Source organism: Paraburkholderia sp. SIMBA_030, from assembly GCF_046535245.1.
Classification (GTDB): Bacteria; Pseudomonadota; Gammaproteobacteria; order Burkholderiales; family Burkholderiaceae; genus Paraburkholderia.
This window is the reverse complement of record NZ_JAWRXB010000016.1, coordinates 181,267-203,886: the sequence shown is the minus strand read 5'-3', so window position 1 is coordinate 203,886 and position 22,620 is coordinate 181,267. Positions and strand designations below refer to the sequence as shown.

At 61.5% G+C, this 22,620-nt stretch carries 20 protein-coding genes, 2 tRNA genes and 1 pseudogene; 2 read left to right on the top strand and 21 right to left on the bottom strand.

The genetic code is table 11. The annotated features are described in order from the left end of the window. Positions 1–314: 314 nt before the first annotated feature. From SB772_RS26595 to SB772_RS26525, 15 genes are all read right to left on the bottom strand, one after another. Positions 315–391 (bottom strand) — tRNA-Pro (locus tag SB772_RS26595). A gap of 64 nt (positions 392–455) precedes the next feature. Then, positions 456–863, bottom strand: coding sequence for a MerR family transcriptional regulator (locus SB772_RS26590; RefSeq protein WP_410836154.1), 408 nt, complete (start codon positions 861–863; stop codon positions 456–458). Between the two features lie 46 nt (positions 864–909). Beyond that, positions 910–1,320, bottom strand: a complete 411-nt coding sequence (locus tag SB772_RS26585) for an integration host factor subunit alpha (protein ID WP_410836153.1) — start codon at positions 1,318–1,320, stop codon at positions 910–912. 69 nt (positions 1,321–1,389) lie between these two features. Further along, positions 1,390–3,825, bottom strand: coding sequence for a phenylalanine--tRNA ligase subunit beta (gene pheT / locus SB772_RS26580; protein WP_410836152.1), 2,436 nt, complete (start codon positions 3,823–3,825; stop codon positions 1,390–1,392). 152 nt (positions 3,826–3,977) lie between these two features. Then, positions 3,978–4,991, bottom strand: a complete 1,014-nt coding sequence (pheS, locus tag SB772_RS26575; RefSeq protein ID WP_410836151.1) for a phenylalanine--tRNA ligase subunit alpha — start codon at positions 4,989–4,991, stop codon at positions 3,978–3,980. Positions 4,992–5,149: 158 nt separating this feature from the next. Continuing rightward, a complete protein-coding gene (rplT, locus tag SB772_RS26570) occupies positions 5,150–5,509 on the bottom strand; it encodes a 50S ribosomal protein L20 (RefSeq protein WP_006052502.1) in 360 nt (119 codons plus the stop codon). Positions 5,510–5,538: 29 nt separating this feature from the next. Continuing rightward, complete coding sequence (rpmI, locus tag SB772_RS26565) at positions 5,539–5,736, bottom strand: 50S ribosomal protein L35 (protein WP_012433738.1); 198 nt, start codon at positions 5,734–5,736, stop codon at positions 5,539–5,541. 237 nt (positions 5,737–5,973) lie between these two features. Then, a complete protein-coding gene (infC, locus tag SB772_RS26560; RefSeq protein WP_075643546.1) occupies positions 5,974–6,498 on the bottom strand; it encodes a translation initiation factor IF-3 in 525 nt (174 codons plus the stop codon). 49 nt (positions 6,499–6,547) lie between these two features. Next, positions 6,548–8,455, bottom strand: coding sequence for a threonine--tRNA ligase (thrS, locus tag SB772_RS26555; RefSeq protein ID WP_410836150.1), 1,908 nt, complete (start codon positions 8,453–8,455; stop codon positions 6,548–6,550). Positions 8,456–8,706: 251 nt separating this feature from the next. After that, positions 8,707–8,783, bottom strand: a tRNA-Val gene (locus SB772_RS26550). A gap of 136 nt (positions 8,784–8,919) precedes the next feature. Beyond that, positions 8,920–11,166 carry a RelA/SpoT family protein gene (locus SB772_RS26545; protein WP_410836149.1) on the bottom strand — a complete coding sequence of 749 codons (2,247 nt, stop codon included), beginning with the start codon at positions 11,164–11,166 and terminating at the stop codon, positions 8,920–8,922. A gap of 62 nt (positions 11,167–11,228) precedes the next feature. Beyond that, the gene (locus SB772_RS26540) at positions 11,229–11,582 is read right to left on the bottom strand and encodes a RidA family protein (protein WP_410836148.1); all 354 of its coding nucleotides are present in this window, start codon (positions 11,580–11,582) and stop codon (positions 11,229–11,231) included. A gap of 96 nt (positions 11,583–11,678) precedes the next feature. Next, entirely contained in the window at positions 11,679–12,590 is a 912-nt protein-coding gene (locus tag SB772_RS26535) for an alpha/beta fold hydrolase (protein ID WP_410836147.1), read from the bottom strand. A gap of 252 nt (positions 12,591–12,842) precedes the next feature. After that, the gene (locus tag SB772_RS26530) at positions 12,843–13,484 is read right to left on the bottom strand and encodes a CoA transferase subunit B (RefSeq protein WP_410836146.1); all 642 of its coding nucleotides are present in this window, start codon (positions 13,482–13,484) and stop codon (positions 12,843–12,845) included. 2 nt (positions 13,485–13,486) lie between these two features. Next, positions 13,487–14,191, bottom strand: a complete 705-nt coding sequence (locus SB772_RS26525) for a CoA transferase subunit A (RefSeq protein WP_410836145.1) — start codon at positions 14,189–14,191, stop codon at positions 13,487–13,489. Positions 14,192–14,458: 267 nt separating this feature from the next. On the opposite strand from SB772_RS26525, the gene SB772_RS26520 reads away from it, so the two are divergent. Then, the gene (locus tag SB772_RS26520; protein WP_410836144.1) at positions 14,459–15,004 is read left to right on the top strand and encodes a LuxR C-terminal-related transcriptional regulator; all 546 of its coding nucleotides are present in this window, start codon (positions 14,459–14,461) and stop codon (positions 15,002–15,004) included. A 79-nt stretch (positions 15,005–15,083) separates the two neighbouring features. On the opposite strand, the gene SB772_RS26515 is transcribed toward SB772_RS26520, so the two are convergent. Together SB772_RS26515 and SB772_RS26510 are read right to left on the bottom strand one after the other, a co-directional pair. Beyond that, a complete protein-coding gene (locus SB772_RS26515) occupies positions 15,084–15,515 on the bottom strand; it encodes an acyl-CoA thioesterase (protein ID WP_410836143.1) in 432 nt (143 codons plus the stop codon). A 169-nt stretch (positions 15,516–15,684) separates the two neighbouring features. Next, positions 15,685–16,461 (bottom strand): SDR family oxidoreductase, encoded by a 777-nt coding sequence (locus SB772_RS26510; RefSeq protein ID WP_330872019.1) that lies wholly within the window; start codon positions 16,459–16,461, stop codon positions 15,685–15,687. A 188-nt stretch (positions 16,462–16,649) separates the two neighbouring features. Here SB772_RS26510 and SB772_RS26505 point away from each other — a divergent pair, with 188 nt between their 5' ends. Further along, positions 16,650–18,323, top strand: coding sequence for an electron transfer flavoprotein-ubiquinone oxidoreductase (locus tag SB772_RS26505; RefSeq protein ID WP_410836142.1), 1,674 nt, complete (start codon positions 16,650–16,652; stop codon positions 18,321–18,323). A 37-nt stretch (positions 18,324–18,360) separates the two neighbouring features. Here the strand turns inward: SB772_RS26505 and SB772_RS26500 are convergent. From SB772_RS26500 to SB772_RS26485, 4 genes and pseudogenes are all read right to left on the bottom strand, one after another. Next, a pseudogene (locus SB772_RS26500) lies at positions 18,361–18,727 on the bottom strand (ADP-heptose--LPS heptosyltransferase); the annotation flags it as partial. Between the two features lie 47 nt (positions 18,728–18,774). After that, positions 18,775–19,875, bottom strand: a complete 1,101-nt coding sequence (aroC, locus tag SB772_RS26495; protein ID WP_410836141.1) for a chorismate synthase — start codon at positions 19,873–19,875, stop codon at positions 18,775–18,777. Between the two features lie 96 nt (positions 19,876–19,971). Continuing rightward, a complete protein-coding gene (locus SB772_RS26490; RefSeq protein WP_410836140.1) occupies positions 19,972–21,909 on the bottom strand; it encodes an MFS transporter in 1,938 nt (645 codons plus the stop codon). A 182-nt stretch (positions 21,910–22,091) separates the two neighbouring features. Then, entirely contained in the window at positions 22,092–22,553 is a 462-nt protein-coding gene (locus SB772_RS26485) for a CBS domain-containing protein (protein ID WP_410836139.1), read from the bottom strand. Between the last annotated feature and the right edge of the window lie 67 nt (positions 22,554–22,620).

Here is a 22,620-nt window from a genome sequence, read left to right as displayed (position 1 = left end):
GAGCATGACGCGCCCCCGTGGAGGAGCCCTGCATCGCGGCCTGGGCGTCTAAGAGTGAATGCCGAGTGAACGGCTGGCCAAAGTGTGCCATCCCGGGCATGCCGCCGTCAACGGTACATGACTCGAGAACAATGCGCTGCGAGACACCGACGCCGTCTGCTGCGACAAGAACAGTTGGTGCCCCGCGTTCAAGACACTTGCCACACGCTCATGCCATGCGGTTGCAGCCCGCGCAATGTCGGGTAGATTTCGGGTAGGTGAGCCAGAAATAGAAAACGGGCTACAGACGCGAATCTGTAACCCATTGAATTTCCTGGTCGGGGCGAGAGGATTTGAACCTCCGACCACCTGCACCCCATGCAGGTACGCTACCAGGCTGCGCTACGCCCCGAACAGCACAAAATTATAACAGACACTTCATTCGATTAGAACCGCCGCACGCCAACAAAGCAAACTTAGTGGCCCAACAAATCGATCACATGCAGCAACTCTTTACGTAACTGGTCGACATCGACAACGGCCGTCGACGCAGCCGGCGCGGTCACGCCCTCGCCTTCTTCGACCATATCAGCCGGCGCGCCGTGCGCACCGCCGCCATGCGAATCAAGCCGATTGCGCGCTCCGTTGATCGTGAAGCCCTGTTCATACAACAACTCACGAATCCGCCGGATCAGCAGCACCTCATGGTGCTGGTAGTACCTGCGATTGCCGCGCCGCTTGACCGGCCTCAACTGCGTGAACTCCTGTTCCCAATAGCGCAGCACATGCGGCTTCACGCCGCACAGTTCGCTGACCTCACCGATCGTGAAGTAGCGTTTCGCCGGAATCGGAGGCAAGACGACTTTTTCGATCGTCGCTGTCATCGTCAGTTAGCCGTCGTGGTGGGTTGCGCAGGAACGCGCCAGTCGATCAGCGCGCGAAGCTCTCTTCGGCGCCGTTCTCGACCAGTGCCTTCAGCTTTTGACTTGCATGGAACGTCACAACGCGGCGCGCGGCGATTGGAATCGCCTCGCCCGTCTTCGGATTTCTACCGGGACGCTGGGGTTTGTCGCGCAACTGGAAGTTGCCGAACCCCGACAGCTTCACGCTATCGCCACTCTCCAGCGCATCGCGGATCACCTCGAAGAACGCTTCGACCATGTCTTTGGCTTCCCGCTTGTTGAGCCCGACATTGTCGAACAGCAACTCGGCAAGTTCAGCCTTGGTGAGCGTCGGCGTTTCGGTGGAAACGGCGGCGGGTGATGTCGGAATATCGCGAATCATGGCGCTGCGTTGCGCCGTAAGAAGGGCTTCGAAATCACTCGAGTTCATTTCATTCATATCTATCAAATAGCGCGCCAAGCAGAAACGGAGGTTGCGAAAAATTGCCGTGCAAATGTTAAATGCGGGTTATCCACGCAACCGTGCGCCATATACTCGAGCCAGACGTTCCACCAGAGTTTGAATAGCCAGATCGACCGTTTCATCCTGAAGGGTTCCGCCAGTATCTTGCAAGGTCACACGGAACGCAAGGCTTTTCTCGTGAGCAGCCAGACCACCGGAAGTGTTTGATTTTGGACGGAATTCGTCAAAAAGCGCAACCCTCTGAACAGTCTTGCAAGCCTCTTCCGACTGGGCCTTTTGCAGCTCGTCCAGCAGTGCCTGAACCTCGATTTTTTGATCGACGACCACAGCAATATCGCGACGCACCGGCGGGAATCTGGACACTTCCGCCGGAGTCGGCAATACGCGCTGCATTAATGCTTCCGCTTCAACTTCAAAAAGAATCGGCGCATGCGGCAAATCATATTTCTGCATCCAGCGCGGATGCAATTCGCCAATCCAGCCGACTGTGCGCCCGTCCAGTTCAATCCGTGCACTGCGGCCCGGATGCAGTGCCGGATGCGCCGCTTTCACGAAACGCGCCACCGCCGGTGCGAGCACCGCCTCCAGATCGCCCTTCACATCGAAGTAGTCGACCGTACGGGTTTGCACGCCCCACTGCTCTTCGAGCGCGGGACCGTAGGCGAGCGCTCCGATCATCTTCGGCTGCGCGAAACCTTCGACCGTCAACTCACCTGCCTTGATCGACGGATCGTGCAGGAAGACACGGCCGGCTTCGAACACGCGCACGCGATCCGCCGCACGACGGTTCAGGTTCGTGCGCAGCACGTCGAGCAGACTGCCGAACAGCGTAGTGCGCATCACCGAATACTGGCTGGCGATCGGATTCAACAGACGTACCGGTTTGTCGTTGCCCGCGAAGTCCTGCTCCCACTGCGCATCGACGAAACTGAAATTGACCGTTTCCGCATAATCGCGCGCGGCAAGCGCGTGGCGAATCACGTGGATCGAGCGCTTCGTTTCGTTAGTCGCGCGCATTTCGCTGGTCGCGACCGGCGGACGTGCCGGGATCTTTTCGAAGCCGTAGATTCGCGCGACTTCTTCGATCAGGTCTTCTTCGATTTCGATGTCGAAGCGGTAAGACGGCGGCATCACCGAGAAGGTATCGCCGTCGCGTTCGAACGTGAGGCCCAGGCGCGTGAAGATCTGTGCGATTTCGTCCGCATCGATCTTGATACCGATAATGCGGTTCGCACGCGCGACACGCATTTTCACCGGCGCGCGTTGCGGCACGTTGACGGCCTGATCGTCGACCGGGCCGGCTTCGCCGCCGCAGATATCGAGGATCAACTGCGTAATGCGCTCGATATGTTCAACGGTGGTTGCATAGTCGACGCCGCGCTCGAAACGATGGCCGGCATCGGTCGAGAAGTTGTACTTGCGCGAGCGGCCGCGAATGCTATCCGGCCACCAGAACGCGGCTTCGAGATAGATGTTGGTGGTATCCAGCGTGACGGCGGTGCTGTCTCCGCCCATGATGCCGGCGAGGCTCTCGATGTGCCGGTCATCGGCAATGACGCCGACACTTTCATCGAGCTCGACGGTGTTGCCGTTCAGCAGTTTGAGCGTTTCGCCCTTGCGGCCCCAACGCACGTCCATGCCGCCGTGGATCTTGTCGAGATCGAACACGTGCGACGGGCGGCCGAGTTCGAGCATCACATAGTTCGAGATATCGACAAGCGCCGAAATGCTGCGTTGACCTGAACGCTCGAGACGCTGAACCATCCATTGCGGCGACTTCGCGCGCGCGTTCACGCCGCGAATCACGCGGCCCGAAAAACGGCCGCACAGATCGGGGGCCGAGATTTTGACGGGCAACGTTTCGTTGAGCTTGACTTCGACCGGCTTGATTTCGAGCGGACGCAACGGCGCACCGGTAATCGCCGAGGTTTCGCGTGCCACGCCGAACACCGACAGACAGTCGGCCTTGTTCGGCGTCAGCTTGATTTCGAAGATGGTGTCGTCGAGGTTCAGCGTCGCGCGGATGTCCTGGCCGATCGGCGTATCTTCCGGCAGGATCATCAGGCCGCTATGATCGTCGGAAAGCTTCAGTTCACGTGCCGAGCACAGCATCCCCTGGCTTTCCACGCCGCGCAGCTTCGAGAGCCTGATCGCGAACGGCGCGCCGCCCTCTTCGGCCGGCGGCAGTTGCGCGCCGACCAGCGCGACCGGCACCTTGATGCCCGGCGCGACATTCGGCGCACCGCACACGATGTTCAACGTGGTGCCCGTGCCGGCGTCGACCTGACACACGTTGAGCTTGTCCGCGTCCGGGTGCTTGACGACTTCCAGCACCTGGCCCACGACGATCTTCGAGGTCGGCGGCGCAGCCGGCCGCAGGTCTTCGACTTCGAGACCCGCCATCGTCAACGCGTGCGACAGTTCAGCGGTCGTCAGTTGCGGATCGACAAAAGTTCTCAGCCAGGATTCCGGGAATTGCATGGTTCTGTGTACGTTCTGATCAGGTTAGGTCCGTGTCCGGCGGTGCTTTACGTGTTGCAAGACTAGTGATTCACCAGGCACTGCCGGGGACGCTGCTGGCGGCACTGCGTGCAGTGCCGCGCTCTATGCTTGTCGCGTTCGTACGCGTCGGTTCACGCGAATTGACGCAGGAAACGCAGGTCGTTTTCGAAGAACAGACGCAGGTCTTGCACGCCGTATCGCAACATCGTGAGCCGTTCGAGGCCGCTGCCGAAAGCAAAGCCGATGTAGCGCTCGGGGTCGAGGCCCATGTTGCGGATCACCGTGGGATGAACCTGGCCGGAACCCGAAATTTCGAGCCACTTGCCGGCGTTCTTGCCCGATTCGAACTGCATGTCGATCTCGGCCGACGGTTCGGTAAACGGAAAATACGACGGACGGAAGCGCACGAGAATGTCGTCGCGTTCGAAGAATTTCTTGAGGAAGTCGGTATAGACGCCCTTCAGGTCCGCGAAGCTGATGTTCTCGTCGATCCACAGGCCTTCAACCTGATTGAACATCGGCGAGTGGGTCGCGTCGCTGTCCACACGATAGGTGCGGCCCGGCACGATCACCTTGATCGGCGGCGTGTTGGTGCGCGCGTAGCGCACCTGCATCGGGCTGGTATGCGTGCGCAGCAGCAGCTGGCGACCGTCGGCATCTTTGCCGTCGACATAGAAGGTGTCCTGCATCGAACGCGCCGGATGGTTTTCCGGGCTGTTCAGCGAGGTGAAGTTGTACCAGTCGGTCTCGATTTCGGGGCCGTCGGCCACGTCGAATCCGATCGTACGGAAAATCTGTTCGACGCGCTCCCATGTGCGCATCACCGGGTGCAGACTGCCTGCACCGGTGCCGCGGCCGGGCAGCGTGACGTCGATGGCTTCAGCGGCGAGGCGCTGGTTCAGCAACGCGTCGGCCAGCGCCTGACGGCGGGCCGTCAACGCGGCTTCCACTTGTTGCTTGACGAGGTTGATCCGTGCGCCTTCGGTCTTGCGCGTTTCGGGATCGAGTTTGCCAAGGCCCTTCAACAGTTCGGTCAGCGCACCCGATTTGCCGAGAAAGCGGGCTTTCTCGTTCTCGAGGGTGGTGACGTCAGCGGCTTCTGCGAAGGCTTTTTGCGCGTCGGCGACAATCTGGTCCAGATCCATTGATCCCATCATTTCAACGTCAGTGTTCAATCGAAACAAAACTGGTTCTACCAACAAAAACGGGGCTCGGTGAGGAGCCCCGTTTTTGCTGCAGCATCACCGAGACTACCGGATGTTCGCTGCAACGAACCACGCAGTTTTAATTGCCAAAAGCGCAATCAGGCTGCAACGGCGGCTTTCACCTGCTGAACGATCGCAGCAAAAGCAGCCTTGTCGAACACAGCCATGTCGGCCAGCACCTTGCGGTCGAGTTCGATCGAAGCCTTCTTCAGGCCGTTGATGAACACGCTGTACGTCATGTCGTGCTGACGCACCGCCGCGTTGATACGCGTGATCCACAATGCACGGAACACACGCTTCTTGTTGCGGCGATCGCGGTAGGCGTATTGGCCTGCGCGCATGACCGCCTGCTTGGCGATGCGATAGACGTTATTGCGGCGGCCGCGGTAACCCTTGGCCAGCTTGATGATCTTCTTGTGACGGGCCCGTGCGGTAACCCCACGTTTTACTCGAGGCATGTTTCGCTCCTATGAGTTTCGGTTAAGGGTTAAGCGAACGGCAGCATTGCGCGCACGGAGTTCATATCTGCATCATGAACTGCCGTCGAACCGCGCAAATGGCGTTTGTTCTTGGTGGTTTTCTTGGTAAGAATGTGGCGCTTGAAGGCTTGACCGCGCTTGACGGTACCGCCCGGACGCACCACGAAGCGCTTTGCAGCACTCTTCTTGGTCTTCATCTTCGGCATGACAACTCCATTATTAGATGGATATGGGTGTGCGGTCGGCCAGATAGCCACAACCCGCCCTTCGAAACCCACTCCACTTGGTATGCAGACCACCGATGCTGCAGGCGGCCGCTTTTCAGGAACCGGCGCCCATTTGCCTGGACGCCGTTCCGAAACCTGCCGATGCTGCGCCGGACACCCGCCGCAGCATCGTTTGAATCTCGTACAACTAGCGCGCGCCGCATGACGCGCAGCCACTTACTTCTTTTTCTTCGGAGCAAGCACCATGATCATCTGGCGCCCTTCCATTTTCGGCATTTGCTCGACCTGACCGACTTCGTCGAGGTCCGTGCGCAGGCGCTCGAGCATGCGCATACCGATTTCCTGGTGGGCCATTTCACGGCCACGGAAACGCAACGTGATTTTGGTCTTGTCACCGTCGTCGAGGAAGCGAATGAGGTTGCGCAGCTTGACGTTGTAGTCACCGTCATCCGTACCCGGGCGGAATTTGACTTCCTTGACCTGGACGACCTTCTGCTTGAGCTTGGCCTCGTGTTGCTTCTTCGCTTCCGAGTACTTGAACTTGCCGTAGTCCATCAAGCGGCAAACCGGCGGAACCGCTTGTGGCGCGATTTCGACCAGATCCACGTCTTGCTGTTCCGACATTCGGAACGCATCAGCGAGTTTCACGATGCCGAGCGGTTCGTTCTCGACTCCGACCAGACGCACCTCGGGTGCCGTAATTTCACCGTTGATGCGGTGCGCAGACTTATCAGTAGCGATGTTACGTTTCCTCTAAAAATTAAAAAAACGAGCCGCGCTGCCAGGTGGCTCAGTTGAACGACTGCACGTCCTGGCGCAGACGATCAATGAAGGCATCAAGGGGCATCACACCCAGATCGACACCACCACGGGCACGCACGGCTACCGTTTGGGCATCACGCTCTTTGTCGCCGACCACAAGGAGATATGGCACCTTTTCCAGCGTGTGCTCGCGTATTTTATAGCTAATCTTCTCGTTGCGCAAATCAGCCTCCACTCTAACCCCTTGTTTTTGCAACGATTGGGCTAGAGACTGTGCATATTCGGCCTGACTTTCGGCGATATTCATCACCACAACCTGCATCGGCGCGAGCCAAGACGGCATTGCACCAGCATGGTGCTCGATCAGAATGCCGAGAAAGCGCTCCATTGATCCGACGATTGCCCGGTGCAGCATGATCGGCCGGCGGCGGCTGTTGTCTTCTGCCACGTATTCGGCACCCAGACGCTCCGGCAGCACCATATCGAGTTGCAACGTGCCGCATTGCCACGAGCGCCCGAGCGCGTCCTTGATGTGGTACTCGACCTTCGGGCCGTAGAACGCGCCCTCGCCCGACAACTCTTCCCAGCTCACGCCGCAGGCGGTCAGCGCCTCGCGCAGCCCCTGCTCCGCGCGATCCCACGTTTCATCCGTGCCGGCGCGCGCATCCGGGCGCAGCGACAGCTTGATGTCGATGTGATCGAAGCCGAAGTCCTTGTACACGCTCATCGCCAGCGTATTGAACGCGATCGATTCGCTGATGAACTGATCTTCGGTACAGAAAATGTGTGCGTCGTCCTGCACGAAGCCGCGCACGCGCATCAGACCGTGCAGCGCGCCCGACGATTCATTGCGATGGCACGAGCCGAATTCCGCGTAACGCAGCGGCAGATCGCGATACGAGCGCAGACCGTGGTTGAACACCTGCACGTGACCCGGACAGTTCATCGGTTTGATCGCGTAGTCGCGCTTTTCCGATTCCGTCGTGAACATGTTTTCACGATAGTTCTGCCAGTGGCCCGACGCTTCCCACAGCGAGCGGTCCATGATCATCGGCGTCTTGATTTCGAGGTAGCCGGCGTCGTTCACGCGGCGGCGCATGTACTGCTCGACCTGCTGCCACAACGTCCAGCCGCGCGGATGCCAGAACACCATGCCCGGCGACTCGTCCTGCATGTGGAACAGATCGAGTTGCTTGCCGAGCTTGCGGTGATCGCGCTTCTCCGCCTCTTCGAGCATGTGCAGGTACGCTTCCTGGTCTTCCTTCTTCGTCCAGGCGGTGCCGTAAATGCGCTGCAACTGTTCGTTCTTCGAATCGCCGCGCCAGTAGGCGCCTGCCACCTTCATCAGCTTGAAGACCTTCAGCTTGCCGGTGGACGGCACGTGCGGGCCGCGGCACAGGTCGGTGAAACCGCCATGCGAGTACAGCTTGATTTCATCGGCAACAGGGATCGACTCGATGATCTCGGCCTTGTACTTTTCGCCGATGCTCTTGAAATAGTCCACCGCTTCGCCGCGCGTCACCACGCGGCGCGAGACCGGCTCGTCTTTCTTCGCGAGTTCCTGCATGCGCTTTTCGATCTTCTCGAGATCTTCAGGCGTGAAGGGACGGCTGTACGCGAAGTCGTAGTAAAAGCCATTGTCGATCACCGGACCGATCGTGACTTGCGCCTCCGGGTACAGATCCTTCACCGCGTACGCGAGCAAGTGCGCCGTGGAGTGACGAATGATGTCGAGACCGTCAGGATCTTTTTCGGTGACGATGGCAAGCGCCACGTCGTGATCGATCAATGTGGACGTGTCCACCAGTTCGCCGTCGATCTTGCCGCCGAGCGCGGCCTTCGCGAGGCCGGGGCCGATCGACGCGGCCACTTCAGCGACGGTCACCGGATGCTCGTACTGTCGAACAGAACCGTCAGGCAGACGTATCGAAACCATTGCGTTCTCCGTGGTGCCGACCGGCGGCGGCACATTCAACCATCAAACAAGCCAAAAAAAAATGCGGCCCCGCTTTCGAGGGGCCGCATTCACATTTCCTGCAAACTACATTGGCGAAAGTGGTCCTCGACTAGCGTCGCTCCGAAGTAGTTTCGGTCAACGTTCGCGGTGTCATAACCGTATTCGCCTTTTGCGCCGAGGCGCTTCCTGCAGCTTGCGAAACCCCGGCACAACCGGAATTTCTCTTTCGTTGGTAGGCTCGATTGGACTCGAACCAACGACCCCCACCATGTCAAGGTGGTGCTCTAACCAGCTGAGCTACGAGCCTGAAGAAACGAGATTATATGGAGCCCCACATCGCTTGGCAAGTACTTTTATGCGCCGACTTTAAATTTCTAACTCACACGCCAATGTATCGACGGTCTCAGCGGATGCGCGCCGATACCCGCGGCCGGGCACGCGCGTCACCCCTTGCGCGAAGCGCGCACCACGCCCGTGACTTCGCCAAGCAGCGTACACGCGCGCTGAATCTGCGCGGCACTCGACACCTCGACAGTGAACTGCATGAACGCGGCATTGCGACGCGTCTGCGTCTTCACGCCGATCACGTTCATCTTTTCGCGCGCGAACACTTCTGAGATATCGCGCAGCAGGCCTTGCCGATCCGTTGCGTCGATTGTGAGGTCGACCGGATAGACGGACTGGCCGCGGCCGCTCATCACATCCGCGGACCATGCGGTTTCCAGTACGCGCTCGGGCGCACGTTCAGCCATGCGCATGAACGTCGGGCAATCGCTGCGATGAATCGACATGCCCTTGCCGCGCGTGACAAAGCCGCTGATTTCATCGGGCGGTGCGGGCCGGCAGCAGCGCGCCAATTGGGTGAGCAATGCGTCGACGCCGACCACCAGCACGCCGGTCGACGCACCGCGCGCAACGCTCGCGCCGCTGCTGCGCTTCTCGAACTGCTCCGGCGCTTCGACCACAGGCTCGGGCGGCGGCGCGTCGTGCAGTGCCTGCTCGACCAGCCGCAGACTGAACTCTTCCTTGCCGACCACGGAAAACAGATCGTCGGTGGTCTTGAAGCCCAGTTTCGCGGCAAGCTGATCGAGATTGACCGATGTCTTGCCCTCGCGCTGCAAGGTCTTTTCGACCATTGTCCGGCCGCTCGCGATGTGCTCCTGCACCTCGACGGCATTGAACCACGCTCGCACTTTCTGCCGTCCTCGCGAACTCTGCAGATACCCCAGCTGCGGGTTGAGCCAGTCGCGCGAAGGACCGCCCTCTTTCACCGTGACGATCTCGACCGTCTGGCCGTTTTGCAACGGCGTGTTGAGCGGCACCATCGCGCCGTCGACGCGCGCGCCACGGCAGCGATGCCCCAACTCGCTATGCAGGTGATACGCGAAGTCCACCGGCGTGGCGCCGTGCGGCAACGGGATCACCCGAGCTTGCGGCGTGAGCACGTAAATGTGGTCGTCGTCGAGCGTGGCCTGGCGCAGTTGTTCCCACGGCTGCGCGGCGCGCTTCTCGCCGTGCTCGCCTTCGGATACTTCGTCTTTCCACGCGAGCAACTGACGCAGCCACGCTATCTTCTCGTCGTACTTCTCGTCCGCGCTGAACTGGCCGCCGTAACCACGCGTGCCCGCTTCCTTATAACGCCAATGCGCCGCTACGCCGTACTCGGCGAACTGATGCATTTCCTGCGTGCGGATCTGCACTTCGAACGCGCGGCCGTCGTCGCCGATCACGACCGTGTGCAAAGATTTATAGCCGTTCGGCTTGGGCCGCGAGATGTAGTCGTCGAACTCTTTCGGCACCGGTTGCCACAGGTTGTGCACGATGCCGAGCACGGTATAGCAATCCTTGATATCCGGCACGATCACGCGAAACGCGCGTACGTCGTACAGTTCGGCGAAGTCCAGTTCCTTGCCGCGCATCTTGCGCCAGATGCTGTAGATGTGTTTCGGCCGGCCGCTGACTTCAGCGCGAATATGCGCTGCAGCCAGTTCCTGCTGCAAGCGCGCGATCGCCTGCTCGACATAGCTCTCGCGCTCGACCCGCTTTTCATCGAGCAGCCTGGCGATGCGCTTGTAGGTGACCGGCTCTTCGAAACGGAGCGCGAGGTCTTCGAGCTCCCACTTCAATTGCCAGATGCCCAGACGATTGGCGAGCGGCGCGTAAATATCGAGCGTCTCGCGCGCGACATCGGGCGACGGCGTCACTTTCGCCGCCGCGTAATAGCGCAGCGATTGCAGCCGCGACGCGAGCCGGATCAACACCACACGAATGTCTTGCGCGAACGCGAGCAGCATCTTGCGCAGCGCCTCGACCTGTGCGCGGCGCGCGGCCTGCGCGTCACGCCCGGCTTCGGGAATCGCATTCTGCGCAGCGCGCAAGCTCACTGTGCCCAGGCGCAGCAGCTTGCGCACGTCGCCGACCAGTTGCGCGACCTCTTCGCCGAAGTTGTCGGCGATCACGCGCTCCGGGTCTCGCAGATGCGGCGTCAGCGCGAACAGCGCCGCCGCCAGCACCGCCGGCGGATCGACGTTGAGCGTGCGCATGATCGACGCCGTCCCCGCCGCATGCTCCGCCAGCAACTCGCCCGACGACAGCCGCACATCGCCCGCGTGTTCGCGCACGAACGCCATCGCTTCGTCGAAGGAAGGAAGAGGCGTTGGCGTGTGTGGAACAGTTGTTTCGGTAGTCATGGTGCGGCGTGCCGCCAGGCGGGACGGATCAACGGAATTTCAACAGCAAAAACAACAATGGTTTAGCTGCGCTGCGCAGCGACCACGACCACTTCGACGAGGCACTTCGGGTTCGCGAGCGTGGCTTCGACGGTAGCGCGCGGCGGCGTGGCACCCTGTGCGACCCACTCGTCCCACACAGCGTTCATACCGGCGAAATGCGCCATGTCGGCGATGAAGATCTGCACCGACAGCAAATGCGCTTTGTCGCTGTTCACTTCAGCCAGCAGACGGTCGATGTGGCCGAGCACTTCGCGCGTCTGACCCGTGATGTCCTGATCCGCGTCTTCGGCGATCTGGCCCGCGAGGTACACGGTGCCGTTGTGCACGGCGATTTCCGAGAGGCGCTTGCCGACGTGGTGACGAATGACTGCCATGAAGAATCCTGAGGTTGGTTGAGAGTTGAGCGAAAATGCGTTCCGCATTGCGTCCCCGCGTTACATCCCTTCAAGAACGCCGCGCGGAACTATATATTATGACGCCTCGGCGGCCGGGCCGATAAAGAACTGCCTTGCGATATCGATCTGATCGGCCGATAGAAACGCCGGAGCATGCCCGACGCCCGCGATTTCCACGCTCGATACCGTGCGCCCGGTCTCGACCATCTTCGCCACGGTTTCACGCGACAGCAGATCCGACTGCTCACCGCGCACCACCAGAACCGGCCCCTGGAATGCGGCCAGCGAATGCCATAGCGCGGCCTCGCCGAGCTTGGTCGCCTCTTCGGTGGTCGCAGCAAACGGCTGCGCGATGCGCGGGTCATAGCGGAGTTGCCAGCCGCCGTCCTGCTCGTGCAAAAGCGGCGTATTGATCTCACGCCATTCGTCCGGCGTGAGCGGGCCGAAAGTCTGGGCCAGCAACGCAGCGTAATCGATACCTTGTTGCAGCGTTTCGAAACGCACAGGCTTGCCGAGATAATCGCCGATGCGCTCCACGGCGACTGGCTCCAGATGCGGACCGACGTCGTTCAGCAGCATCTTGCGCACTGGCGTGTCCGGCAACCCGGCAAGCGCGAGTCCGATCAGGCCACCCATCGACGTGCCGAACCAGTCGACCGTTTCGACATCGAGCCGCGCGATCAACGTGACCATGTCGGCGACGTATTGCGGCACGCCATAGAAGTTGGGGTTAGCGAGCCACGATGACAAGCCCCGGCCCACCACATCCGGACACACCACGCGATAAGTGGCGGCGAATTCCGCCGCGAGGCGATCGAAATCGCGCCCTGAGCGCGTCAAGCCGTGCACGCAAACCAGCACGCGCGGATTGGCCGGATCGCCCCACTCGGTGTAGGCAATGCGGTGCAAGCCAGCGGCGCTCGCGCACTGCACATAACGTTGGCGCGGCACGAGCCGCTCGGCGGTGGAAGCGAACGTTGCGGTCATCGGATGTTCCTTGCGAAAGCGCTGCGCGGTCCAAAGGCCGAGCAGAATTGAGCGTCCAACCTGCGATCGATTGTAAACCGCTTTGCCGCACGGCAAGCATCGGCCGAACGGTCTAAGACGAGCGAATCGGCACAAACACGCGCCGCCCAAAACAAAGCGGGCGAGACTCACGCCTCGCCCGCTTCGGATCATGCCCTGCCGCCGCGCCAGTCAGTTCAGGTTACCTAAACCGCGACCGGCCGACGACGCAACTCAGCTCACCGCGCTCACATCGAGCGGCGCATCGGTCTTCGTTTTGATTTCCTCGACGCTGACGCCCGGTGCCAGTTCGGTCACCTTCAGACCGTCTTCCGTCACTTCGATCACGCCGAGGTCGGTGATGATCTGATCGACCACGCCCACGCCCGTCAGCGGCAATGTGCACGCTTCGAGAATCTTGTGCTGATCGCCCTTCGCGACGTGCTCCATCAGCACGACCACGCGCTTGACGCCCGCCACCAGGTCCATCGCGCCGCCCATGCCCTTGATCATCTTGCCCGGGATCATCCAGTTGGCCAGATCGCCCGTCTTGCTGATCTGCATCGCGCCCAGAATCGCCAGATTGATGTGGCCGCCGCGAATCATCGCGAACGAATCCGCCGACGAGAAAATCGACGAACCCGGCAGCGTGGTCACCGTCTGCTTGCCGGCGTTGATCAGGTCGGCATCCACTTCGTCTTCGGTCGGCGACGGGCCGATGCCGAGCAGGCCGTTTTCCGACTGCAGCCACACTTCGACGCCCGGCGGCACGTGGTTCGCCACCAGCGTCGGCAAGCCGATGCCGAGGTTCACGTAAAAGCCGTCCTGCAATTCCTTCGCCGCGCGCGCGGCCATTTCGTCACGAGTCCATGCCATGATCAGTCTCCTTTCGCGCGGACGACGCGTTGTTCGATGCGTTTTTCCGGATGCGCATTGAGCACGATGCGCTGCACGAAGATGCCCGGCGTGTGGATCGCGTCCGGATCGAGTTCGCCGACTTCAACGATTTCCTCGACTTCCGCGACCGTGATCCTGCCGGCCATCGCGCACATCGGGTTGAAGTTGCGCGCGGTGCGGCGATAGATCAGGTTGCCCGATTTGTCGGCCTTCCACGCCTTGACGAGCGCGACATCGGCCGTCAGCGAATGTTCGAGCACATAGTGGTTGTCGCCGAACTGGCGGGTTTCCTTGCCTTCGGCGATCAGCGTGCCGTAGCCGGTATTCGTGAAAAACGCCGGAATGCCCGAGCCGCCGGCGCGCAGCTTCTCGGCGAGCGTGCCTTGCGGGGTGAATTCGAGTTCGAGTTCGCCGGCCAGATACTGACGTTCGAACTCCTTGTTTTCGCCGACATACGACGAGATCATCTTCTTGATCTGGCGCGTTTCGAGCAGCAAGCCGAGGCCGAAGCCGTCGACGCCCGCATTGTTGCTGATGCAGGTGATGCCCTGCACCTTCGAATCGCGCAGCGCGCCGATCAGCGCCTCCGGAATGCCGCACAGCCCGAAGCCGCCGACGGCAAACGTCTGCCCGTCCTTGACTATGTCTTGCAGCGCTTCAGCCGCGCCGGGATAGACCTTGTTCATCGTTTGTCCCTTCCTTTATGGAAACCCGAAACCGGTACGCCGGCCGCCGGATCGTTACGGCTGGTATGACGTTCGGCGGGCGCGAGCCCGACACGTCATTCTAGTCATCCGTGACCGGCTGTGCGCTCAGACTGTCACGGTTGCCTGATTATCTGCGCCGATGCCCGCCGCGGACGGCTTCGCCGCGTTGTGATGTGCCCGAAAGAGTACGCTGGGCACGCCGTACGGCACAATACGCAAAAATACATAAGTACTTGCCGCCTGCCCATGCCCGCACTGGATTATCAAACCGCTTTTCAACTCGCGCCGATCGGGCTCGTGCTGTCGCGCGAACGGATCATTGAAGACTGCAACGACGAGCTGGCGTCGATATTCGGCTGCCCGCGCGAGGCGCTGCTCGGCCAGTCGTTCCAGGTGCTGTATCCGTCCACGGATGAGTTCGAGCGGATCGGCGCGCGGATTCCGCCGATCATGACCGCGCAAGGCAGCTACGCGGACGACCGCATCATGAAGCGCGCCAACGGGGAATTGTTCTGGTGCCACGTGACGGGCCGCTCGCGGCAACGCGCCGAGGCGCACGCGGCCGGCATCTGGACGTTCGAGGATTTGAGCGCGACGCGGCGCGTCGCGGTCGAGTTGACGCCGCGGGAGCGGGAAATCGCCGCGCAACTGGTGACCGGAAAAACCAGTAAGCAGATCGGACGGGCGCTGGAGATCAGCCCGCGCACGGTCGATGTCTACCGCGCGCGGCTGATGCGCAAATACGATACGGGCAACGCCACCGAGCTGCTGCAGCGCCTGCTCGGGCATTGACGACTTCGCCCTGAAACGCCGCGCGGCGGTTGCCGCAGGGTTGCTCGCAGGTCGCTCGCAGGTCGCTCGCAGCTCGCTCTTAAGCCGCCTTGACCGGCGCGGCGCGCTCGATGGTCGCCCGCAACAGATCGGGAACCGGCACCGACTTGCCTGCCGCGTAGTCGATCCACACGCAGCGCGCGGCGCCACGCGCATAGACGGTGGCGGGGTCGTCGGCGCGGACCAGTTCGAAACCGGTGTCGAAGCTGCTGCGCCCGGGTGTGGCCACCGTCATCCGGCCGATCACGTCGCCGGGATAGTGCAACTGCTTGAGAAACTCCATCGACGCATTGACGATCACCGGCCCCTGCCCGTCGGCGTTGCTGCCGGCGAGACCCAGTTGCTCGAACCAGGAAATCCGCACCTGCTCCATGTAACGGAAATAGACCGTGTTGTTCACGTGGCCGAATGCGTCCATGTCGCCCCAGCGGATCGGCATCGACATCTCGAAAACTGCGTGGAAATTGCTCATTACACTTCTTTTACGGTTGAAACCAGGTTGAAACCGGCGCGCAGACCGGCGTTGAATCAAGATAGCCCGGGCCTTCCGTCTGAAGAAGACCACTGTGCGTAATACACCATCGTCGCTCGCGCGCTCATCCGAAGCGCGCTGAGCCGCACAAAGGCGCGCAAAGCCGCGTTCAGGCCAGCCCGAAACCATCGTCGGCGGCGATCACCGAGCCGTTAATGAACTGCGATTCGTCCGCCGCCAGCAGCAGCAACAGGCCGTCCAGATCGTCCGGCTTGCCGACGCGGTGACGCGGCATCATCGACACCAGCTTCTGCCCCTGCTCGGTCGACCAGTGGTGGTGATTGATCTCGGTATCGATATAGCCCGGGCAGATCGCGTTCACGTTGATGCCGTGCTTGCCCCACTCCAGCGCCATCGCCTTCGTCATATGGACCACGGCCGCCTTGCTCATCGAGTACAAACCGATCTGCGGCAGCACGCGCAAGCCCGCCATCGACGCGATATTGATGATCCGGTACGACGGCTTCTGCGCATTGTTGCCGCGCATGATCATGCGCTTGGCGACTTCCTGGGCGACGAAGAACGCGCCGCGCGTGTTGGTATCGAACACGTATTCGAAATCTGCCGGCGTGACCTCCGAGAGCTTCTGCGTGGTCGATACACCCGAATTGTTCACCAGAATGTCGATCGTGCCCGCTTCGGTCTCCGCGTGGGCCACCGCCGCCTTGATGCTCTGATAATCCGTCACGTCCAGCGAGACCACATGCGCCGCGCCGCCGGACGCCTCGATCTCGGCGCGCAATTCCTTCAGACGCTCGGTGCGGCGGCTTGCCAGCACGACCTTGGCGCCTGCCTGCGACAATACCTGAGCAAAGCGCTTTCCCAACCCGCTCGAGGCGCCGGTGATCAGCGCGACCTTGCCTTCCAGATTGATCGAACGGCCCATTGTCGTTCCCTTGTTCGGTTGAAACTGCAGATGCGGTTGACAGGTGTGGTAAGACCGTCGGTACGGGTCAATACCGTATCACATAAATAGAACGATCGTGCTAATCTCTGTTCATTTGGTTGCAGTGCAGGAATCGATCGCCCACAATACGATCCCGAAAAAGCATTCTAACGGTAAGAGGAGCATCAATGACCCCCGCAAGTCTCATTGAGCAGTACGGCCCGCGCGAGTCGATGGAATACGACGTCGTGATCGTCGGCGGCGGCCCGGCTGGCCTGTCCGCAGCGATCCGCCTGAAGCAGCTGGCGGCTGAAAAAGGCGTTGAAATTGGCGTCTGCGTGCTGGAAAAAGGCTCGGAGATCGGGGCGCATATCCTCTCGGGCGCGGTGATGGATCCCCGCGCGCTGAACGAACTGATCCCCGACTGGAAGGAAAAAGGTGCGCCGCTCACGGTGGACGTGACCGAAGACCGCTTCCTGTTCCTCACGGAAACCGGCTCGAAAAGCGTGCCGACCTGGGCGTTGCCGGACAACTTCAAGAACCACGGCAACTATGTGATCAGCCTCGCGAACGTGACGCGCTGGCTGGGTCAGCAGGCCGAGGCGCTGGGCGTCGAAATCTTCCCGGGCTTTCCGGCTGCGGAAATCCTCTACAACGACGACGGCTCGGTCAAAGGCGTCGCGACCGGCAATCTGGGCATCGGCAAGGATGGCCAGCCGACCGAGAATTTCCAGCTCGGCATGGCGTTGCACGCGAAGTACACGCTGTTCTGCGAAGGCGCGCGTGGACACCTCGGCCGCCAGCTCAACGACAGGTTCAAGCTCCGCGAAGGCGTCGATCCGCAGGTGTATGGCATCGGCATCAAGGAACTGTGGGAAATCGATCCTTCCAGGCACAAGCCGGGTCTGGTAATGCACACCGCCGGCTGGCCGCTGGAGAACGACACGTACGGCGGCTCGTTCCTCTATCACATGGACAACAACCAGGTGGTGGTGGGCTTCGTGGTCGGCCTGGGTTATACGAACCCGTATCTGTCGCCGTTCGAGGAATTCCAGCGCTACAAGACGCATCCGGCGATCCGCGCGATTCTGGACGGCGGCAAGCGTGTGTCGTACGGCGCGCGGGCGATTACCGCCGGTGGCCTGATGTCGCTGCCGAAGCTGGTGTTCCCGGGCGGCGCACTGGTCGGCGACGATGCGGGCTTCCTGAACGCATCGCGGATCAAGGGTAGCCATGCGGCGATCAAGACCGGCATGCTGGCCGCTGAGGCCGCTTTCGATGCCGTGCAGGCTGGGCGTCAGGCTGACGAACTCACGGCTTATCCGGAGAGTTTCAAGACTTCGTGGCTGCATACCGAACTGCATCGGGCACGCAATTTCAAGCAGTGGATGAGCAAGGGTCTGTACCTCGGTACGTTGATGGTGGGCATCGAGCAGAAGCTGTTAGGCGGCAACGTGCCCTGGACGCTGCATCACCAGCATTCCGATCACGAGATGCTGAAACCTGCCTCGCAGTGCAAGCAGATCACGTATCCGAAGCCGGATGGCAAGCTAACCTTTGACCGTTTGTCTTCAGTGTTCATCTCGAACACTAACCACGAAGAGAATCAGCCGGCTCACCTGACGCTGAAGGATCCTTCAGTGCCGGTGAACGTGAACTGGCAGACCTATGCTGGTCCGGAAGCGCGATATTGCCCCGCGGCGGTGTACGAGTTCGTGAAGAACGACGACGGCAGCGAGCGGCTCGTGATCAACGCGCAGAACTGCGTGCACTGCAAGACCTGCGATATCAAGGACCCGACCCAGAACATCGTTTGGGTCACGCCTGAAGGCGGCGGTGGGCCGAATTATCCGAATATGTGAGGGGTTTTTTGCCTTTGGCGGCAACATTGGTTGAATGCCGCTCGGCCATGTCGAAGTCGTCGCAGTGCTGCACGGCGGCCGCCCGCCAGATCAGCGCGTTGGCCGTCGGCGGCGTTCTGCGCGAGAAGCAGCGCGGTGGGCGAGTCGACCAGCGCCCAGTCGCGCACGATGAACGCCGTCTGCGCAATCGTATGGAGCAGCGTGGGATCGCAGGAAGGATCGAGTTGGTAGGCGCGCAGCAGAGCGGCGAGCGCCTCGCGTTGACGGGCCTTGTCGCGGCCGGCCCGTTGCAGCAGCGTTTGTCCGTGCGCGAGGCAGTCGGCCACGCCTGCTTGCGGTGCGGCGGCGCGCGCATGCAGGCGCGCGAGTTGGCTATCTGCCGGCCCGGTGCTCGGATCGGTCATCGAAACAGTGCTGCGCGAGTCGAACGAAGGCGTTCAAAGAACGCACATCAAGGTGCGCTCGCCGCGATCTTCGGCGTGGCCACGGAAACGTCGCCGCATTGCGCGCGGTGCCGCAACGCGTGGTCGATCAGCACCAGGGCGAGCATCGATTCGGCGATCGGCGTTGCGCGGATACCGACGCACGGATCATGACGCCCGAACGTTTCGACGATTGCCGGCTGCCCCGCCTTGTCGATCGAACGGCGCGGCGTGCGGATGCTCGAGGTCGGCTTGATCGCGATCGACACCGTGATGTCCTGTCCGGTCGAAATGCCGCCGAGCACGCCGCCCGCGTGATTGCCGACGAACCCCTCCGGCGTCAATTCGTCGCCGTGCACCGAGCCGCGTTGCGCAACGCTGGCAAAACCCGCACCGATCTCGACGCCCTTCACTGCATTGATGCCCATCATCGCGTGCGCGATGTCCGCGTCGAGGCGGTCGAACAGCGGCTCGCCGAGTCCGACCGGCACCCCGGAAGCCACGACGTTAATACGCGCGCCGATCGAATCGCCGTCCTTGCGCAGTGCGTCCATGTAGTCTTCGAGTTGCGGCACAATTTCCGCATTCGGCACGAAAAACGGATTCTCGCGCACGTGCGCCCAGTCGACGAACGGCACGTCGATCTCGCCAAGCGCGGCCATATAGCCGCGAATCTCCGTACCGAAATGCTCGCGCAGCCATTTCTTCGCGACCGCGCCGGCCGCCACCGTCGGCGCCGTCAGACGGGCCGACGAACGGCCGCCGCCGCGATAGTCGCGGATGCCGTATTTCTGCCAGTAGGTGTAGTCGGCGTGACCCGGACGGAAGGTTTCGGCGATGTTGCCGTAGTCTTTGCTGCGCTGGTCCGTGTTGCGGATCAGCAGCGCGATCGGCGCGCCGGTGGTCTGCCCTTCGAACACGCCGGACAGGATTTCCACCTTGTCTTCTTCCTGACGCTGCGTGACATGGCGCGACGTGCCGGGTTTGCGTCGGTCGAGTTCGAGCTGGATGTCGGCTTCGCTCAGCGCCACGCCCGGCGGGCAGCCATCGATCACGCAGCCGATTGCGGGACCATGCGATTCGCCAAAGGACGTGACAGTGAAAAGCGTACCGAGAGTGTTGCCGGACATGGGCGTCGTCCAAAGAAAGGCGGGGGAAGTCACTATTATGCCAGCCCAAAGGGGCCAAGGCTGCTCCGCGCACTGGTCCCTCGCGCTACGTCCCCACTACTTCCGCGCGCCGCGCAGTTCGGTGACGACCTGCTGCAACACCTCCGGCGTCGCAGCCGCCGGATCGAGCGGCTCGCCGACGGCCAGCGTCAGCCGGCTCATCACGCCTTTCTGGATCGGCCGCGGCCAGCGCGCATCGTTGGCGCGTGAAAACACGCTGCCCCACAAGCCGCGCAGCGCCATCGGCACGACCGGTGCCGGCGTGCGGCGAATGATCTCGGTCACGCCGTGGCGGAACGGATTCATCTCGCCGGTCCTGGTCAGCTTGCCCTCTGGAAAGATGCAAACCAGATCGCCGTCGGCGAGCGCCTGCGCACAGCGCTCATAGGCGCGCTTGAGCAACTCCGGATCCTGATGCGCGGGCGCAATCGGAATCGCCTTCGCCTGGCGGAACAGCCAGCCGGCGAACGGCTTCTTGAATATCTGATTGTCCATCACGAAACGAATCGGCCGCGGGCTCTCGGCCATGACGACGATCGCGTCGACAAAGCTCACGTGGTTGCACACCAGCACGGCCGCGCCCTCTTCCGGAATGCGTTCGGCATGCACCAGACGAATCCGGTAGAACGTATGCACCAGCACCCAGGCGACGAAGCGCAGCAGAAACTCGGGCACCAGCGAATAGATGTAGGTCGCCACCACGATGTTGAGCAAGGCCGTGACGAGGAAAATCGCCGGAATGCTGAAGCCCGCCGCGGTCAGGCCCATCGCCATCAGCGCCGAGACGATCATGAACAGCGAGTTCAGAATGTTGTTCGCGGCGATGATGCGCGCCCGGTGGCTCGGCTGGCTGCGGCTCTGGATCAGCGCATAGAGCGGCACGCTGTAGAAGCCGCCGAACATCGCCAGCAGGAACAGATCGGCCAGCACGCGCCAATGGGCGGGCCGCGCGAGGAACTCGCCGACGCTCAACAGGTGACCCACCGCCGGCAGCGCGTGGCTAGCGAAAAACAGATCGATCGCGAACACGCTCATCCCGATCGAGCCGAGCGGCACGAGGCCGATTTCGATACGCCGCTTCGAGAGCTTTTCGCACAGCAGCGACCCCATTCCGATGCCGATCGAGAACGTGCCGAGCAGCACGGTCACGACATCCGGATTGGCGGACAGCACGTCTTTCGCGAAACGGAAAAACGAAGACAGAAAGGTCGCGCCGACGAACCACAGCCACGAGATACCCAGCAGGCTCAGAAACACCGTACGGTTTTCGCGCGCCAGCTTCAGGTTGCGCCACGTCTCGGTGACCGGATTCCAGTTGATGCGCAAATCGGGCTGCGGCGCCGCCGTGGCCGGCACGAAGCTCGATACGGCCCGTCCGACCAGCGCAATCGCGACGCAAGCGCACGCCAGCAGCACCGCGCCGTGCTCGGCGAAAGCCGCCCCCGCGCCGCCGACGATCGTCCCGACCAGGATCGCGACGAAGGTGCCCATCTCGACCAGGCCGTTGCCGCCGACCAGTTCCGCCTTCGACAGATGCTGCGGCAGGTACGAATACTTGACCGGCCCGAACACCGTCGAATGGACACCCATCAAAAAGGTGCACAGATACAGCAACGGCGCGCTATGCAGCCAGAAACCCGCGCCGCCGATCAGCATCACGACGATTTCGAAGCTCTTGACGAAGCGTGTCAGCATCGCCTTGTCGTACTTGTCGGCGATCTGGCCGGAGGTAGCGGACAGCAGCACGAACGGCAGAATGAAAATCGCCGAAATCAGGAACGCTGCGATCTTCGGATCGACGCCGGAAAAGCGCGCGGCCTGATACGTGACGAGCGAGGTAAAACCGATCTTGAAAACGTTGTCGTTCATCGCGCCGAGGAACTGGGTCCAGAAAAACGGCGCGAAACGGCGCTGGCCGAGCAGGCGGAACTGGGACTCGTGCGCCTCGTGAGTACGGGCGGCGCGGCGGGCGGCGGGTAACGGACGATCGCTCATGAAGATCGGAGAACGGACTAAAAGAGCAACGAAGGACAAACGGACGTGCGCAGACCCGACATCAGGCCGCCCACGGACATCGACGCTGAGCCGGACACAAAAAAAACGCACGCTTTCGCGCGCGCCTTGCGTGCACCTTCACGCTCGCCACAACGGCTCGAGCGCCGCGCGAACCCCATGAATCAACGCGCCGGGTGCTGTTCCTGCTGTTCTTCCGGCCAATCGCGGATATATGCCTTGAGCATGCGGTTCTCGAAGCCCTGCTCCTCGACCACCGCTTTCGCGACGTCGTAGAACGAGATCACGCCCATCAGCGTGCGGCTTTCCAGCACCGGCAAATAGCGCACATGATGTTCGAGCATCATGCGCCGCACTTCATTGACGTCGGTTTCCGGGGTGCAGGTAAGCGGATGATCGTCCATCACCTTGCGGATCGTCGAGGTGCCGACGCTGCCGCCATTCTTGCTCAAGATCAGGATAATCTCGCGAAACGTCAGCATGCCGACGAGGTCGCCGTATTCCATCACGACCAGCGAGCCGATATCGTGCTCAGCCATCGCATTGACTGCGTCGTGCAGCGGCGTATCCGGCGTGACCGTGAAAAGGGTGTTGCCCTTGACTTTAAGGATGTCGCTGACTCGCATGATTTGTCTCCGTAACGCCCGCTAAGCTTGAAAAACATGGATGATTTTCGATCCTAGCGGAAAGACC

What these genes read in the sequence shown, in the direction of transcription:
- SB772_RS26505 (WP_410836142.1), top strand. Translation starts at nt 16,650, where the DNA reads ATGACCCCCGCAAGTCTCATTGAGCAGTACGGCCCGCGCGAGTCGATG.
- SB772_RS26515 (WP_410836143.1), bottom strand. Translation starts at nt 15,515, where the DNA reads ATGAGCAATTTCCACGCAGTTTTCGAGATGTCGATGCCGATCCGCTGG.
- SB772_RS26590 (WP_410836154.1), bottom strand. Translation starts at nt 863, where the DNA reads ATGACAGCGACGATCGAAAAAGTCGTCTTGCCTCCGATTCCGGCGAAA.
- SB772_RS26540 (WP_410836148.1), bottom strand. Translation starts at nt 11,582, where the DNA reads ATGGCAGTCATTCGTCACCACGTCGGCAAGCGCCTCTCGGAAATCGCC.
- SB772_RS26530 (WP_410836146.1), bottom strand. Translation starts at nt 13,484, where the DNA reads ATGGCATGGACTCGTGACGAAATGGCCGCGCGCGCGGCGAAGGAATTG.
- pheS (WP_410836151.1), bottom strand. Translation starts at nt 4,991, where the DNA reads ATGGATCTGGACCAGATTGTCGCCGACGCGCAAAAAGCCTTCGCAGAA.
- SB772_RS26510 (WP_330872019.1), bottom strand. Translation starts at nt 16,461, where the DNA reads ATGGGCCGTTCGATCAATCTGGAAGGCAAGGTCGCGCTGATCACCGGC.
- rpmI (WP_012433738.1), bottom strand. Translation starts at nt 5,736, where the DNA reads ATGCCGAAGATGAAGACCAAGAAGAGTGCTGCAAAGCGCTTCGTGGTG.
- SB772_RS26535 (WP_410836147.1), bottom strand. Translation starts at nt 12,590, where the DNA reads ATGACCGCAACGTTCGCTTCCACCGCCGAGCGGCTCGTGCCGCGCCAA.
- SB772_RS26490 (WP_410836140.1), bottom strand. Translation starts at nt 21,909, where the DNA reads ATGAGCGATCGTCCGTTACCCGCCGCCCGCCGCGCCGCCCGTACTCAC.
- rplT (WP_006052502.1), bottom strand. Translation starts at nt 5,509, where the DNA reads ATGCCTCGAGTAAAACGTGGGGTTACCGCACGGGCCCGTCACAAGAAG.
- SB772_RS26525 (WP_410836145.1), bottom strand. Translation starts at nt 14,191, where the DNA reads ATGAACAAGGTCTATCCCGGCGCGGCTGAAGCGCTGCAAGACATAGTC.
- SB772_RS26585 (WP_410836153.1), bottom strand. Translation starts at nt 1,320, where the DNA reads ATGAATGAAATGAACTCGAGTGATTTCGAAGCCCTTCTTACGGCGCAA.
- aroC (WP_410836141.1), bottom strand. Translation starts at nt 19,875, where the DNA reads ATGTCCGGCAACACTCTCGGTACGCTTTTCACTGTCACGTCCTTTGGC.
- SB772_RS26485 (WP_410836139.1), bottom strand. Translation starts at nt 22,553, where the DNA reads ATGCGAGTCAGCGACATCCTTAAAGTCAAGGGCAACACCCTTTTCACG.
- SB772_RS26520 (WP_410836144.1), top strand. Translation starts at nt 14,459, where the DNA reads ATGCCCGCACTGGATTATCAAACCGCTTTTCAACTCGCGCCGATCGGG.
- thrS (WP_410836150.1), bottom strand. Translation starts at nt 8,455, where the DNA reads ATGGTTTCGATACGTCTGCCTGACGGTTCTGTTCGACAGTACGAGCAT.
- pheT (WP_410836152.1), bottom strand. Translation starts at nt 3,825, where the DNA reads ATGCAATTCCCGGAATCCTGGCTGAGAACTTTTGTCGATCCGCAACTG.
- SB772_RS26545 (WP_410836149.1), bottom strand. Translation starts at nt 11,166, where the DNA reads ATGACTACCGAAACAACTGTTCCACACACGCCAACGCCTCTTCCTTCC.